Source organism: Peptostreptococcus equinus, from assembly GCF_027125355.1.
GTDB lineage: Bacteria > Bacillota > Clostridia > Peptostreptococcales > Peptostreptococcaceae > Peptostreptococcus > Peptostreptococcus equinus.
Map to the genome: position 1 here is coordinate 1105565 of NZ_CP114052.1, position 15292 is coordinate 1120856.

General features: G+C 37.8%; 17 protein-coding genes. All 17 read right to left on the reverse strand.

All coding sequences use genetic code 11. The features are described from left to right. Nucleotides 1–1620, reverse strand: a complete 1620-nt coding sequence (locus tag O0R46_RS05535) for a phage tail protein (protein ID WP_269310730.1) — start codon at nt 1618–1620, stop codon at nt 1–3. Continuing rightward, the gene (locus O0R46_RS05540) at nt 1620–2258 is read right to left on the reverse strand and encodes a hypothetical protein (protein WP_269310731.1); all 639 of its coding nucleotides are present in this window, start codon (nt 2256–2258) and stop codon (nt 1620–1622) included. Before O0R46_RS05540 ends, O0R46_RS05535 begins: the two co-directional genes overlap by 1 nt. After that, a complete protein-coding gene (locus O0R46_RS05545; protein WP_269310732.1) occupies nt 2255–5059 on the reverse strand; it encodes a phage tail tape measure protein in 2805 nt (934 codons plus the stop codon). Before O0R46_RS05545 ends, O0R46_RS05540 begins: the two co-directional genes overlap by 4 nt. Before the next feature lie 101 nt (nt 5060–5160). After that, nucleotides 5161–6066, reverse strand: coding sequence for a DMT family transporter (locus O0R46_RS05550; protein ID WP_269310733.1), 906 nt, complete (start codon nt 6064–6066; stop codon nt 5161–5163). Between the two features lie 61 nt (nt 6067–6127). Then, nucleotides 6128–6262 (reverse strand): hypothetical protein, encoded by a 135-nt coding sequence (locus tag O0R46_RS05555; protein WP_269312563.1) that lies wholly within the window; start codon nt 6260–6262, stop codon nt 6128–6130. 26 nt (nt 6263–6288) lie between these two features. Further along, complete coding sequence (locus O0R46_RS05560; RefSeq protein WP_269310734.1) at nt 6289–6654, reverse strand: hypothetical protein; 366 nt, start codon at nt 6652–6654, stop codon at nt 6289–6291. Nucleotides 6655–6665: 11 nt separating this feature from the next. After that, nucleotides 6666–7247: a major tail protein gene (locus O0R46_RS05565; RefSeq protein ID WP_269310735.1), complete on the reverse strand. Its 582-nt coding sequence runs from the start codon at nt 7245–7247 to the stop codon at nt 6666–6668. After that, nucleotides 7237–7569, reverse strand: a complete 333-nt coding sequence (locus O0R46_RS05570; RefSeq protein ID WP_269310736.1) for a hypothetical protein — start codon at nt 7567–7569, stop codon at nt 7237–7239. The genes O0R46_RS05565 and O0R46_RS05570 overlap by 11 nt, the downstream gene beginning before the upstream one ends. Beyond that, the gene (locus tag O0R46_RS05575; protein WP_269310737.1) at nt 7562–7942 is read right to left on the reverse strand and encodes an HK97-gp10 family putative phage morphogenesis protein; all 381 of its coding nucleotides are present in this window, start codon (nt 7940–7942) and stop codon (nt 7562–7564) included. The genes O0R46_RS05570 and O0R46_RS05575 overlap by 8 nt, the downstream gene beginning before the upstream one ends. Continuing rightward, entirely contained in the window at nt 7939–8271 is a 333-nt protein-coding gene (locus O0R46_RS05580; protein WP_269310738.1) for a phage head closure protein, read from the reverse strand. Before O0R46_RS05580 ends, O0R46_RS05575 begins: the two co-directional genes overlap by 4 nt. Next, nucleotides 8271–8549 carry a head-tail connector protein gene (locus O0R46_RS05585; protein WP_156667736.1) on the reverse strand — a complete coding sequence of 93 codons (279 nt, stop codon included), beginning with the start codon at nt 8547–8549 and terminating at the stop codon, nt 8271–8273. Before O0R46_RS05585 ends, O0R46_RS05580 begins: the two co-directional genes overlap by 1 nt. Before the next feature lie 23 nt (nt 8550–8572). Further along, nucleotides 8573–9748 carry a phage major capsid protein gene (locus O0R46_RS05590; protein ID WP_269310739.1) on the reverse strand — a complete coding sequence of 392 codons (1176 nt, stop codon included), beginning with the start codon at nt 9746–9748 and terminating at the stop codon, nt 8573–8575. 6 nt (nt 9749–9754) lie between these two features. Next, entirely contained in the window at nt 9755–10438 is a 684-nt protein-coding gene (locus O0R46_RS05595) for a head maturation protease, ClpP-related (RefSeq protein ID WP_479691739.1), read from the reverse strand. After that, nucleotides 10413–11738 carry a phage portal protein gene (locus tag O0R46_RS05600; protein ID WP_269310741.1) on the reverse strand — a complete coding sequence of 442 codons (1326 nt, stop codon included), beginning with the start codon at nt 11736–11738 and terminating at the stop codon, nt 10413–10415. The genes O0R46_RS05595 and O0R46_RS05600 overlap by 26 nt, the downstream gene beginning before the upstream one ends. A gap of 92 nt (nt 11739–11830) precedes the next feature. Continuing rightward, nucleotides 11831–12583 (reverse strand): EFR1 family ferrodoxin, encoded by a 753-nt coding sequence (locus O0R46_RS05605; RefSeq protein WP_269310742.1) that lies wholly within the window; start codon nt 12581–12583, stop codon nt 11831–11833. Nucleotides 12584–12633: 50 nt separating this feature from the next. Next, entirely contained in the window at nt 12634–13527 is an 894-nt protein-coding gene (locus O0R46_RS10220) for a Fic family protein (protein ID WP_269310743.1), read from the reverse strand. Between the two features lie 154 nt (nt 13528–13681). Continuing rightward, nucleotides 13682–15274, reverse strand: a complete 1593-nt coding sequence (locus O0R46_RS05615) for a terminase large subunit (RefSeq protein ID WP_422763471.1) — start codon at nt 15272–15274, stop codon at nt 13682–13684. Nucleotides 15275–15292: the final 18 nt, after the last annotated feature.

Genomic DNA, 15292 nt, shown 5'->3' on the forward strand with positions numbered 1-15292 from the left:
CTAATCCACCACCTTTGTAAAGCTTAAGTTTCCTGTTGTTCTTGGAATAAAGGCAAATTTACCTAGCCTTAAGCTATTAATAAACTCACCATCTACTGCATAAAATTTTCTATTTTGCCAGTAAGCACTACTTGCTCCATTTTCCATAAAATTGATACGGTCATTTTCTATCCTAAGTGTAAGAGGATTCCCTTCTTCACCTAGCAAGATATCTCCGTCAACAAACCTTATATATTTTGTAATTTCTGCAAACCTATTAGATGTATCTCCGTTTATCTTTGCCTGCTCTGACTTATATTGATTAAAGGTAAGCTCTATTCCACTTGCTGTCTGGGTAATAATAGTCCTTATAGACTCAAGTAATTCATCTGCTTTTTCCTTGTTGTAATAGCCTTCTGATACTTCGCTTCTTATTTGTTCTGCAGAATGGTTAATATTTGAATTGGCTTCTCTAACTGCCCTTACTGTTGCAATGCTACTTGAAGTCTTAATGCTTTCCTGCAAGTTACTGTTTACAGTCTTTAAGGTTTCTTTTGTATTTATCTGCTCTTGTGCAAACGACCTATCTGAACTTCCGATAGTGATGCTGTTACTGCCTAGATTTAATAAATCTATGGAAAGTGATTTAATAAGCATCTTTTTATCGATTCCAAGGTTTGATACTTTTACAGGTATATATGTGCCTAAAGAAAAAGGCGAGACCTTATATCCCGCCTTTGATAAATCTGCTGCTGATAAAGTAATAGTGGTAGTGACTCCAAGAGCATCGGCTAAATCTCTTTGACCTGCTTTCAGCAGATTACTTGCATCTGTAATATGGTCATGATGAACAACCTTTGTAATCCTACCGTACGTTTCTATCCCATTTTTATCTTCAATCCTTATATTTCCGGTTAACTTTTTTAGTGTCAGATACTCATCCGTATCTTCACCATCCTCATTTTTAACTCTTGCTCCAAGTGGAATAATTACTGTAGCAAGGTTATCAGAACTTACTTCTTTCTTTGCATCAATAAGGTTAATACACTGTGTTATTTCTTGATTACCTATAAAATTCAAATCCTTTAGATAGTCAATATATGTTTTACCACCCTCATGCCTTAGCCTAAAATATCCACCTAAAAGTTTTATAAATTTCTCTCTTAATATTTCCCAAGTTGATAAATACTGAGTTGACGAACGAACAATATTTCCTGTAGCAGTATCATTTGTGACAGTCACATCCCCTACTATAAATCTTTTATCTTCAGAAACTTCAGCGTTATGAATCTTAATTACATTTTGAAATAGGGTTTTTACATCACCAACTTCATAATTAAAAGGAGGCTGGATGCTATCATTAAAAAAAGCAAGTTCTCCTTCACACTCAATTTCATCATTACAAAACAAATCGATTGTTGGTGCGTAGGCCCTTCCTCTAAAAAGAAGTCTATCATCGTCATATAAAGTGATGATAGACTTCATTAGTTTTATTCTTCCATAACTAGGATTATCTTTTGGAATGGTAAAGGTAAGTATTCCAGAAGTGTTTAATTCTAATTTCAAACTTCCTTCCGTAATCATATATTCATGAAGAAGTGGATCATAGATAAGCTCATTATCACTATATATTCTATACACTACATTACCCCCTTCCTGTATCTTACTTTCAACGTTCCTATGCCGGATACATTCAAAACATTATTCCCCGGCATAAACACAAAGCCAAGTCTATGCGTCCCCTTTTTTAAGTTATATGTTTTTTCCTTAAATTTAACCGTTGCATCAGCACTTGTTTCAAGAACCGGTGAAACAGGCATTGTTGCGTTTGAAAAGATAATATCTTTAGCAGTAGATGTTAAGGTAATTGTCTGAACTGTTTCTGATATAAAATACCGATACGGATCACAGCTAAATGTTAAGTTCAGCGTATGGTGTGCCATTTCCCTTGATATGGAAGAAAATATACACCTTCCTAAAAAATATCCGTCAAGATGTGACAGCTGTAGTTTTATCCTTTTCCCAAGTACAGCTACTAGCACCTGTTGTTTTTTACTTTCACTTACCTTATCATCCCCTGTAATACCTATACTCAGATTAACTTGTCTATTTCCGTAGTTTATATAACCACTTAGGGCTTCACTCATATCAAGTTCACCATCACGACCAGGTATCTCAACCGTTACGAGCTTTGGTTCTGGCATTCCAATCTCAAAACTTTCAAGAGTAACTTTATATTTTGCACAGATATTTATTCCATCAACAATTATACTAATCATCCTCTTTCCCTCCTAAGTACCATTTTCCCAAGGCCTTTATCAATTTCAGGAAGTAAATGCCCTACTAAAGTTCCATCCTCTAAATAAATTCCTTTCGTACTGTTATCAGCTATGATAGATAGGTATTTTTCCATAGCAGATGTGTTTAATTTTTCATCAAGCATCTTTTCAAGCTGAGTATAAAAACCTCTAAGTGGTAAGATTACCTCGGCTCCTGCTTCTCCTCCTGCCATCAAAGAACTACCATTCATACCAAATACGGTAGGTCTTTTCATGATTCCACCTTCCTTGTACCAATCAATCGATAAGTGTGGAACAGATGGCGGCATAAGTGAAAGTTTCCCTTTGATACTAAAGTGAGGTAACTTTATATGTGGCAATTTAAGTTTGATACCTGCAAAGAATCCTTTAATCGCATCAACTACTGACTTCACCTTGTTTTTAGCAGCTTCAATCGGTGTTATAATGGCATTTTTGATTCCATTCCAAATAGATGTGGCTGCACTCTTTATTCCATTAAACACTGAGCTTACTGTGCTTGATACTGCATTAAAGACTGAACTTACTTTACTCTTTATTCCATCAACCACAGTAGAAATAACCGATTTGATTGCATTCCATACCGTAGTTACTATATTTTTGATAGTATTAAAAATTGTAGTAATCACAGATAAAATAGCATTTATTACCGTAGTGATTACGGCTTTTATTGCATTCCAAACAGTGGTAATCACAGTTTTTATGGCATTCATTATACTTGTAATAACCTGTGAAATTGTATTCATCACAGTGCTTACTACAGACTTAATTCCCTCCCACACCGTCATAATGGTTTCTTTGCAGTTTTCCCAAATAAACCTAAAAGGAAGTGTGATAAGTTCAAAGTATCCTTTTATAAGCTCTACAATAAACATCAGTGCTACAGTTAGTACATTCTTGATAGTTTCCCAAACTGTAGTAAATATATTAACCAAGCCTTCCCATATTCCCTTAAAGAAATCTGATATACTCCGCCAAATACTCATGATGGCAGTCGATACTGTTTCCCATAAACCCTTAAACCACTCAGTGATAGCTCCCCAGTTTTTAATAATGGCAATGATAGCCACAACCGCTGCGATAATAGCTGCAATAATACCGATAATAGGAAGTAAGGAAACATTAAGAGCACCAAAACCGACTGCCGCCCCTCCTGCTGCAGTACCGGCAGCTGCTGTTCCCGCTGCACTTGCTCCTCCTGCTACACCTACCGCTGTAGTTGCGGTAGCTGTTCCACCAAGTAGTCCAATTAAACTTCCAAGTGCTGATGTAATAGTTCCAACCGCAGTGATGACTTTTCCTATTACAACTAGTACCGGTCCAACTGTTGCTGCAATAAGTGCTATTTTTACAATAGCCTGCTGCATACCGGGAGATAGTCTATTCCACTTTTCACTTAAAGACTTCATGCTTTTAGCAAATTTCTCAAGCATTGGCTGAAGAACTGTCATTAGAGAATTTCCAACATCCGCACCCACAATCTTTAGACTGTTCATCGAGGTCTTAAATTTATCGATTGGATCCAATGTTTCATTAAAAGTGCTATCTACATTTCCAAGGTTATCTTTTAGGGATGTTCCCAGTTCTTCAAAGGAAAGCGAACCATTTTTACAAGCCTGATAGATTGCAGGACCTGCTTTTTTACCAAATAGACCGATTGCTACTTCAAGTCCCTCTGTATCTGATTTTGCATTCACCATGCTGTCTTGGATGTCTTTTAATGCTTCTTTCATAGGCTTTCCGTTTGCTGTTGCATTAGAAAGTGCCTTAGATAAACCTGTCATAACTTGTGAGGTATCTGCTCCTGACATTTCAACATTGCCTAGAAAGTTTGCTGCATCCGATGCAGAAAATCCTAGTTGCTGAAGTGATGCACTGTTAGTTACCATGCTCTTTGCAAGAGTGTCCATGCTGATGCCGGTTCTTTGACCAACAGCATTCATGGTATCAAGTAAGGCTCCTGCATCTTCTGCTTTTAGTCCAAAGGCTGATATGACCTTCTGTGTATTATCAATAGCAGTAGATACATCCGTATTATTAAGCTGAGCAAATTTAATAAACTTTCCAGATAATTCCTCTAACTTTTGACCTGTAAACCCAAATCTGGTATTTACTTCTCCGATAGCTGCCCCTGCTGTTTCAAAGTCAGTAGGAATGGAAGTGGCAAGGTTTTTCATGCTATCTTGCATTTCCTTTAAGGCTTTGCCGGATGCACCTGTCTTTTGCGTGATGATATCCATTCCCTTATCGACTTCATTAAAGGCAGCAAGTGAAGCAGCACCCATTGCTACAATAGGTGCTGTTACATGAGTGGATAGGCCTTTACCAACTTCAGTAGTCTTATCTCCAACTGCTTTAATTTTATCTCCTGCCTCTTTCATGGAAACAGATAGTGCTGATGGTACTTTTTTTGCTTCTTCCTCAAGAGCCTTTAGGTTGTTTTCTGTTTCAATGATTTCTCTTTGCAGAGCATCATATTTATCTTGACCAAGCTCCCCATTTTCAAGCTGTACTTTTGCCTGCTTATCTGCTTCTTTTAAAGCATCCAGTTTGCTTTTAGTTTCAGAAATTTCCTTTTGCAGTAGCTGTTGTTTCTGAGCAAGTAGTTTAGCATTGGAAGGATCAAGTTTTAATAGCCGATTTACATCACGAAGCTGTGACTGCGTTGTTTTTATTGTAGAATTTACTCCTTTTAAGGCTTTATCAAGACCTGTTGTATCTCCACCAATCTCAACGGTAATTCCCTTTATTCTATTTGCCACTTTAACCCCTCCTTTCCTAAAAATGGGCATAAAAAAGACACCTACCATTAAGTAAGTGTCTTAAAACAGTTTAATATTCAGTTAGACGAAACTAGGATTTGTTATACGGATACCATTTTTGCATTCGCAGCATAGACCCCAATGATTATGACCACCGCACCCACAATCTGCCATAGCGTAAAGGACTCCTTTAGCAAAAGTGCACCGGCAATAATGGATACCACCGTTGCCACTCCGATAAAGGATGAAGTACGATTAACACCTATCTTCGCAATTGCAACATTCGACAGGAAAAACGCCAACACAGAGCAGCCGATTCCCTGATACAAAACGGCGATCAAAAATCCGGTATTATAAAACGGCAATACAGCAACCTGGTCTAGATTTCCTTTTACCAAGCCTTCTGCAACTGCCAATATCACAAATACTATGGCTCCTGCCACGAGCATCATATATGTTATTTCCGCGCCGGTATACTGTTCTGCCCTATCTACAAACGCACAGTAAAGTGCATAGGATATAACAGCCATCATCAAAAAAGTATATCCTGTTATAGAAAGACTGGAAGCAGCACCTACAGCAAGGACAGTCAGAATTACTCCTGCAAGTGTTATAAGAATTCCTGCCACCTGCAATTTTGAAGGCTTTTTCTTCAATATCAAAGTAGAGGTTATCAACGAAGCGACGGGAATACATGCAAGGAATACACCGCTTTCTGATGCAGTGGTACTGCTAATACCGAATGTCTCACCGATAAAATAAATCACTGGGCTGAACAACGCCACCAGAAGAAGCGGCTTCAGATTTTTTCCTTTTAAACGTATTTTAATGATCCCCATGAGTGCCAATACGTTCATTACAATGAATGCAAGTAAAAAACGCCATCCAAGCAGCGACAATGCACTTGCACTCTGAGTAGCCTGCTTTGTAAATATATAGCTCATTCCATATAGCACTTCACAACCTAAAGCACAAAGGCTGCCTATCATAAGATTGTTCTTGTTCAAATGATCACCTCGCTAAATTCTAATTTATCCAACTAATTATTATATCATATTTCACGATAAATTAGAACCTGTCAAATTCAGCTTGTCCTGCCACCTTACTGTATTTTGCTCCATCATTTGATTTTTCAGTCCAAATATCTAAAACCATACCGATTGTAAGTAAATCAAGTTCAGAAATGCTTATCCCTATTTCCACGCATCTTAGTAGAAATAGGGCAGTTGTCATCTCCCTGCTACTTTTCGGAAGTTTTTTTTAGACTGAACTTCCGTCTCAAGATTTGCTCCCCAAAGTTCAAGGATTTCAGGCAAAATCTCATAAATAGAAAACATCTCAAACTGGTCAAGCCAATCATCAATATTGTCCGGAATACTTCTATCCGCATGGTATGCCATAATATATGCCACATTTTCAAATATCTCAAGGTCATCTATTTCAAAAGACCCCTCATTTGCCTTGAATGTTTTCTCTAGCTTTGACAGGTCTTTAAAAATATCTCTCTTAAATTTAATTCTATATAGCCTTGGAATAGTAGCAGATGAACGAAACTTTACATCAACTTCTCCTACTCTTACTGTTTTTTCTAGCATAGTTATTCCTCCTACTTAGGTTTTACTTCCGTTTTAGCCTGCGGAACATAAACGCCCTTATACCAATTAGCATAAGTATCAGCAGATGTGGTATCCCCTGTTCTTGATTTCACAAGTCCATCTTCTCTTGGATCTGCTGTAAGGGATAGTGTTTCAGTTCCAGGTTCAATCGTATCTTCCTTTGTTTCAGATTCAATGGACGGACGAGATGCAGAGCAGTTATATAGAACGTGCCTAATTGCATTGATATCACCGTCAAACTCAAATAATAGTGCAAACTTTTCTGTTTCAGATACATTCGCCTTTTCTACAAGCACTCCATTTTTATCCAGTTCTTCCTTTAGAATTTCTGTTCTAAACCATTCAGGAATCAGTGCGATTTCAAGGTCACCACTATATCCGTTATTTGCGGTAGACCTAAAATAGACAATCCCATCAGCGTAAAAAGGACTAGATTCGCCTTCAGCATCAAGGCTGATACTTACAGCCCCCGGTATTGCTTTAGGATTTTCATAAGTAAATGCACCACTTGTATCTTTTTTCAGCTTTGCAGCATGAACATTTTTAAGGTTATACTTTACCTTATTTCCCATTTGTCTTTACCTCCATTTCAAAAATATATAAAACTTCATAGAGCTTTTCAGACTCTATATAAACCTCTGTTTTGTTATAAAAAATGCCATGCTCATCGAGCACAGCTTCTATCTTTTCTTCTATATCCGGACTCTTGTAATCCGTATAGACTTCAATATGAACTTCATTTGCTTTAAAATATACTCTTCCATCTGCTGAAAAATTATCACTTGCTGACAGTAGGTAAATTAAAAAAGGTGGATTCGGTGATTCCCCTTCTGCAAAATGATGATAAGCACTTGGAAGTCCAATTTTTTCTATAATCTCTAGTAACTTATCCATTAGAAATTGCCTCCTTTATCTCCTCTTCAAATGTCTTTATAGCTTTTTCCTCAGCAGATGCAATATGTGGTCTTGCAGATACTCTACCTCCACCACGCTTTGCATGGCCAAACTCAAGAAGGTGGGCAAGCTGATATCTATTTCTAGAATGAACGACAAGTTCTAAACTGTTAGATGTTTCTCTAATCGTTTTTACAGTCCAGCTTTTAGAATACTTACCTGTATCACTTGGGGCACTAGACTTTATTTCATCACGCACTGTCTTTCCTGCATTTTGAACTGCCTTTTTTACATTTTCAGTTGTAACATCAGCATATTTTTCTAGTTCTTTCATCACTTCAGATGAAAGGCTATCTATTTTTACCTTACTCATCTTTCTACTCTCCTGCAGTGCAGTTTCATGCTTTTCTTCTTGTAATTCATATGGTCAATACCCTCAATTTCATATATAGAATTATGAAAAATGACCCTATATCCTACAGAAGATAGTACCGATACCTCTTTGCTATACCTTATGGTAAAATCAATTTTACTTTCATCCCAAACAGCACCACTACTAGTCTCTTCCTGTGGACTTTCACTGCTGATGGTTGCATAACAAGAATAATATTTACTCCATACATTTTTATGATTTCCGATTTTATCTACTTCCACCATGCTTTTTTCTATGGTAATGCGTTCATTTAGTAAGGCTATTTTCATTAGAATCCTGCCTTTCTTACTCCAAACAGCATGGACCTAAGAGTAATTGTCAGTTCATGGTGGTCAGCTTCTTCCCTATGCTCATAAAGATAGGCCGTCCCATATAGAACTGCCACCTTATATTCTTCAAAACTATCTTTTATGATTTCATCTTCCTCTTTTCTTGCTATAGCAAGGCACATCTTCTCAGAAGACTTTATAAGGGTGCTGATTAAATCATCATCTTCACTTGTATCCACCCTTAGATAGTTTTTCATTTCGTCGAGACTTACAACCATAATCAGCACCCCCTTTATGTTAATTACGCTGTAGCCTTAACTGGAAGGATCTGAACAGCCTCTTTTAATACGAGCTTTCCATCAACTCTTTCTTTTGCCACAAAACCAATCATTCCATTACCGGCAAATAGTTCAGTAAGTTCCTTGAAAGAACGAGCCCCTCTATCGCCAATGTTGTAATAGCTAAAGTCACCAAATGCGATGGCATTTTCCGGTGCAAATGCTGAAGTCTTAACTGGATAACCAAGAATTCTATCAGGCTCATCTTCTTGATAAGAAGGCTGCCAAATGTATGCACCATTGTTATCCTTAAGCTTTCTCACCTGTGCAATTGTCTTATCGTTCATAATGAAAGCTGCCTTTTTACGGTATGGACGTTTCAAGGAATGAACAAGGTCGATTAAATCATCGGTCTTAATAGCTGTAATTTCTTTTAGGAAAGTACCTCCATCTTTCTTGTTAAAGATACCGGTCGGTTTCCCATTTCCATCACCATTAAGGAAGGCATCTTCTTCTGCATTTGCAAGAGCCTTACCAAAGGCACCTAAAATATGATCCTCTAACTTAAAGGCATTATCATATAACAATTCCTCTGTTACCTTTACTGCAACATGAAGTTTATGTGCATCAAGAAGTACCTGTGCAAACTTAGAATCGCCAAAGTTTAACGCACCACCTTCTTCAATCCAAGCTGCAGCAGGGTCTGACATAGCTACATTAATCTTATGCTGACCACTTGTAGTTATTTTTGTGGCTAATCCACGCATGATATTTTCTTCTTCAAGTGTTTTAATCAGTCTGCTATCATACTCCTCCGGAACAAGAAAACCACCATCAGCATCTACACCTTCCTGCAAAATATCGCTTACTTTCTTGAAATTAGTTCTAAGTGCAGTAAGCATAGATTCCTTGTATTCATCTCTTGCTCTACCTTTCTTCTCTGGTTTATCTTCAACCTTCATTGGTCTACTTACAATAGCATCAGACATTGGTTTTGATAGTTCTTTATCAATTTCTTCCATCTTCTGAAGACGTTCAATTTCCAAGCTGAAATTATGGACTTTCTTCTCCATTTCATCATAGACTTTTGCATCTTCTTCAGAAATAAGACCGTCTTTATCTCTTTTACTTTCAAGAAAAGCCTTAGCACCTTCCCAAGCCTTATTACGTTTTTCAATCATTTCTAAAATCTTACTCATAGTGTTTTACCTCCAATTTTTCATTAAAAAAAGACGGTTCAGTAAATCGTCCGCCTTAACACCTGTATTTGTTTCTTTGTTTTCTATCTTGCATTTAGTAGCTAACTTATCCATCAAGGAATTAACCACCTGTGCTTTTGAATACATCATACTCACCTGTGGAACTTCCATATTGGTAGTTTCACTTCTTTTTAGTATGTCATCTGCAAAGCCAAGTTCAACGGCTTTATTTGCGTCCATCCATGTTTCTGCATCCATAAGGTGTGATAACTTTGCTCTAGACATCCCAGTCTTAATTTCATAAGCATTAATAATCGACTCTTTCACTTCATCTAGCATTGAGATTGCTTTTTCCATCTCACCCTTATTTCCAAAAGCTATGGTCATAGGATTATGGATCATAAGCATGGATACCGGACTCATCAGTACCTTTGTTCCTGCCATAGCGATAACGGATGCTGCACTTGCTGCTATTCCATCAATTTTTACTGTAACATCCCCTTTATATTCCATCAGCATGTTATATATTTGTGCCGCCGCTACGCAGTCACCTCCCGGAGAGTTAATCCAAACAGTAATGTTTCCACTTCCTTCATTTAACTCATCCTTAAAAAGCTGTGGAGTTACATCATCATCAAACCACGATTCTTCTGCTATCGTTCCATTAAGGAATAGGATGCGTTCTGTCACTTCCTCTTCGCTTTGGTTTATCACCTGATTCTTCCACTTCCAAAACTTCTTCATTTTCTGTTTCCTCCTTTCCATCATCATTTGCAAATGCTCCGGCACGATAAAGCGGGAGCATATTTCCATTTATGAGATATAAATCACCGCCATCTTCACTTGGAATACGGTCAAGGTTTTCTAATTTCCTAATATCATTGGCAGACATCCATCCGTTTTGTCTGCCGATAGCATATCCATTCATACGGCTTTGATAATCTCCACGAAGAAGTCCATCTACATTGAATTTCACATAGTACTTTTTCTTTTCTTCCTCAGTAAAAAGCCTTCGAACAATAGACTGCTCCCACCTTGCTACCCAAGGATCTAGAGTATATTTTACAAACTCAAGTGACTGCTGCTCTATATTTGAAAAGCTAGACTTTTCAAGGTCTCCTACCATATGAGGCGGGACTCTAAAAATTCTAGATATCTCATTGATTTGAAATTTTCTCGTTTCTAAAAACTGTGCTTCATTTGGAGATATGGAAATCGGTGTATACTTCATCCCTTCTTCCAGTATCGCCACCTTATGTGAGTTACTTCCTGAAAAGCCTTTAGACCAGCTATCTCTCATTGCCTGTGGGTCTTTTACCGTTCCCGGATACTCTAATATCCCACTAGGTGTTGCTCCATTAGCAAAGAAACTTGCTCCGTATTCTTCTGTGGCAATTGCCATACCTATAGCATTTTTAGCCATAGCAATTGGACTATATCCAACAAGTCCATCAAAGCCAAGTCCCGGAATATGAAGGATATCTGATGCTGTAAGTTTCACACTTCCCTGTTTGCCAAGGCTTGCATCAGAATCACTTACCATATATTCATAATAAATTTGACCTTTATCATCTCTATCCACCTTCATTCTGTCAGGCATAAGAGGATAAAGACCTAATACCTCACCTTTCCCATTTCTGATAACCTGTGCATAGGCATTACCCCATAAAAGTAAGTGCGTCATCATAGTTTCTCTAAAAATGAAACTTGTCATCTCCGGATTTGGTTCATCATGAAGCACCTTATATAGCGGATGGTCTATTGCTTTTTCAGTTCCTGTATCTGTCCGTAAATAGACGTGAAGTGGAAGGCTTGCGACTGCTTCAGAGAGTATTCGGACACAGCTATATACAGCTGTCATCTGCATAGCCGAGCGTTCATTTACTCTTCTTCCGGAAGAAGAACCACCCATCAAAAAGCTGTATGCACTTCCGTTTGTTCTGTTAGTAGGCTTATCTCTACTTTTAAATAAACCACTTAATATTCCCATATGTTCCTCCTAATTTTTCACATAGAAAAAGCACCTACTGCTGAAGTAGATGCTTTAAACTTAAATTTCTATTTTGTTCTACAAATTGGAATTTATACCTTGGTATGAGGGTTACGATATTGCCCGTGCTGTTTTGTTTTCCCGTTTCCGTATTGTATTGCAAACTTCGGACAGTGATGCAGACATCGCAGGCAAAGCGCACAGCGTTCCTTTACCCATACCGGTTTTTTGTCTCTGATTTCAATTGCTTGAACAGGACACCTTTTTGCACAAAGACCACAGCCAATACAGTTATCTTCAACATAAAAGTTTTTCGTTTTTCGCTCAGCATTAAGAAACGGATCGGTCAACAGCTTTACTGCAAGAGGCTTTTTGTGCTGCATCAGATTTCCCTTGCTTCTCTCACGGATATGTTTAAGTACTTCGTCAATATAGTGCTCTGCTTCTTCGTTCTGCTGTCTAACCTTTTCCGTGTCACTCAGGTCGAAAATAGGAGTCCAGTTATCCGGCATCTTGATACTGTACCCCGCATCCAGTTCAATACCTTTGCCTTTGAGAATCTTCTTTGCATCGGCAAAGGTGCATCCCGGTGTTGTTCCATAAGTCGTCACGATATAAGAATACGGCACATTTGCATCATTTATCGTTAAATTCTGCATAAACTCTCGTGTAAGAACCGGAAGTTCCCACCAGTTGACTGGTGTAACAAATCCAAGCATCTCATTTTCAGAAAGTGAAATATGAGTATCCGCCTTCTCGATGGATACGGCAGTATCGTCAAATGCTGCGGCAATTCTCTCTGCTACATACTTGCAATTGCCTGTGGCTGAAAAATAAAGAATCATGTTCTTGAATCTCCTTCACAAATTCTAATTTATTTAACTACTTGCTATTCTTACATATCCAAAATAGACAAATACAAATCCAGTCTCTGATTTAAATATCTTGCAAACATATCTGCCATTGCAGATATATTATGTTTTACATGATATTCATCAAAGGCTTCATAGTATTTCAAGCGATCGGTAAACTTTATATCTATCGGTGGATACCCCGCTTTCATTAGTTCTAAGTTAACCAGTAATCTTCCGGTTCTTCCGTTTCCATCGATAAAAGGATGTATGCCTTCAAATTCGATATGAAAACGGGCAAGCTTAGTCACAATATCTTCTTTGCTGTTTTCATATTGTTCCAGTAGTTCTTCCATCTTGGGAATAATCAAATATGGCTGTACAGGTTCATGTGCAGCTCCCATAATCCTAACCGGAACCCTTCTATATATGCCTCTATCTTCTTTCTTATCAGCCAAGACCAGATAGTGAATATCCTTTATTACTTTTTCAGATATTAGGGCATTTTCACTAACAAGTTGCCTGACATAATCAAAGGCTTCTTTATGTCCAATGACCTCCAAATGCTCTTTTAATGATTTCCTATCAATAGTAAGCCCTCTAAGAACCATATCTGTCTCTCGCAAAGTTAAGGTATTGCCTTCGATTGCATTTGAATTATAGGTATATTCTGTTAGAAATTCCTCATTTAATCTTTCCAGTTCTCCTTCTGTTAAAGGTCTTCTTCTTTTAAGAACTTCTAATTTATCTTCTATAATTGGAATGAGTGATTCCTTAATTTTATATCTTCCATCAGTCGGCTTTGTTGCATCATAAGGTATTTTCCAAGCTCTTCCTTCTTGATACGCTCCAGGTATTTTACCTTCAGCACATAAAATTCTTACTCTTCTGTCGGATATGCCCCATTTTTCAGCTGCTTGTTTCACTGTAATGTACATAAATCATCCCTCCATTCTTTCATATTATACCATCTTATCGGAATAATATCAACGAAATAGGAACAACATATACCATTTATCAGAATAATACTGCTTTATGGAACGATACCTTATATATGGAATAATATTATCTGCTATAACGGAATGATAAATTTCACATAAACAAAATACCTCTGCTGTCATATACACTCTCTGTATTTTGATTACCACACCTAATCGCCCTATCAAGTGCCATAATGGTTGCAATAGCCCCGTCAATCTTTTCTGTGGACTTTTCCTTATCTGCTTTAATGTTTCCTGCAGGGTCTGTCCTAATAAATATGTTATCCATATTCCATCTAAGTACAGGATGTCCACCATGAGCTAGTTTTTGCTCAAGAGTAAGCTTCATAAGTTCCTTAGTTGGTGGACTCATATCCTTAAAGCCCTGTCCAAAGGGAACTACGGTAAAGCCCATGTTCTCTAAATTTTGAACCATTTGAACAGCACCCCACCTATCAAAGGCAATTTCTCTGATGTTATACTTTTCTCCAAGTTTTTCTATAAAACTTTCTATATATCCGTAGTGAACAACATTTCCTTCAGTCGTTTGAATAAAGCCTTGCTTTTCCCAAATATCATAAGGCACATGGTCACGTTTAACCCTTAAATCCAAAGTGTCCTCCGGTAGCCAAAAGTATGGCAGGACCACAAACTTATCTTCTTCATCTATTGGTGGAAATACAAGTACAAAAGCAGTAATATCTGTGGTACTTGAAAGGTCAAGACCTCCATAGCAAACTCTCCCTTCTAGGTCATCTTCAGATACTGTAAAGGAGCAAGCATCCCACTTATCCATCGGCATCCATCTTACTGCTTGCTTCACCCACTGATTAAGTCTAAGCTGTCTAAAGGAATTCTCCTCACCCGGATTTTGTTTTGCGGATTCGCAGGCAGCCTTTACTTTATCAATTCCTACAGTTACTCCAAGTGACGGATTCGCCTTTTTCCAAACTTTAGGATCTGTCCAGTCATCACTTTCATCTGCCCCGTAGATGACTGGATAAAAAGTAGGGTCTATTTTTCTCCCTTCCAAAATATCCTTAGCCTTTTGATGGGTTTCATAGCAGATAGAATGAGTGTCTGTACCTGCTGTAGTGATAAGAAAATATAAAGGCTGGGTTCTGGCGTCCCCTGAACCTTTTGTCATTACATCAAATAGTTTTCTATTTGGCTGAGTATGTAATTCATCAAAGACTACGCCATGTATATTAAAGCCATGTTTAGAATAGGCTTCTGCAGATAGAACTTGATAAAAACTATTGGTTGGCTGAAATACGATTCTCTTTTGTGATGCCAGTATCTTAACTCTTCTATTTAATGCCGGACACATACGAACCATATCTGCTGCAACATCAAATACAATCGTTGCCTGCTGTCTATCAGCAGCACAACCATATACTTCAGCCCTTTCTTCATTATCCCCGCAGCAAAGAAGAAGAGCTACTGCTGCAGCAAGCTCTGATTTCCCCATTTTCTTTGGAATTTCAATATATGCTGTATTAAACTGCCTATATCCGTTTGGCTTAATTACACCAAATAAATCCCTTATGATTTGTTCCTGCCAAGGAAGTAACTTAAAAGGCTTACCTGCCCATGTGCCTTTGGTATGGGATAGACATTCAATGAAGTTTACTGCATAATCTGCATGGTCTTTGCTATATTTAGAATCTTTTGCTTTAAATTTTGTAGTCTTATACTTTGCCAACACCATCCCTCCTTCCAA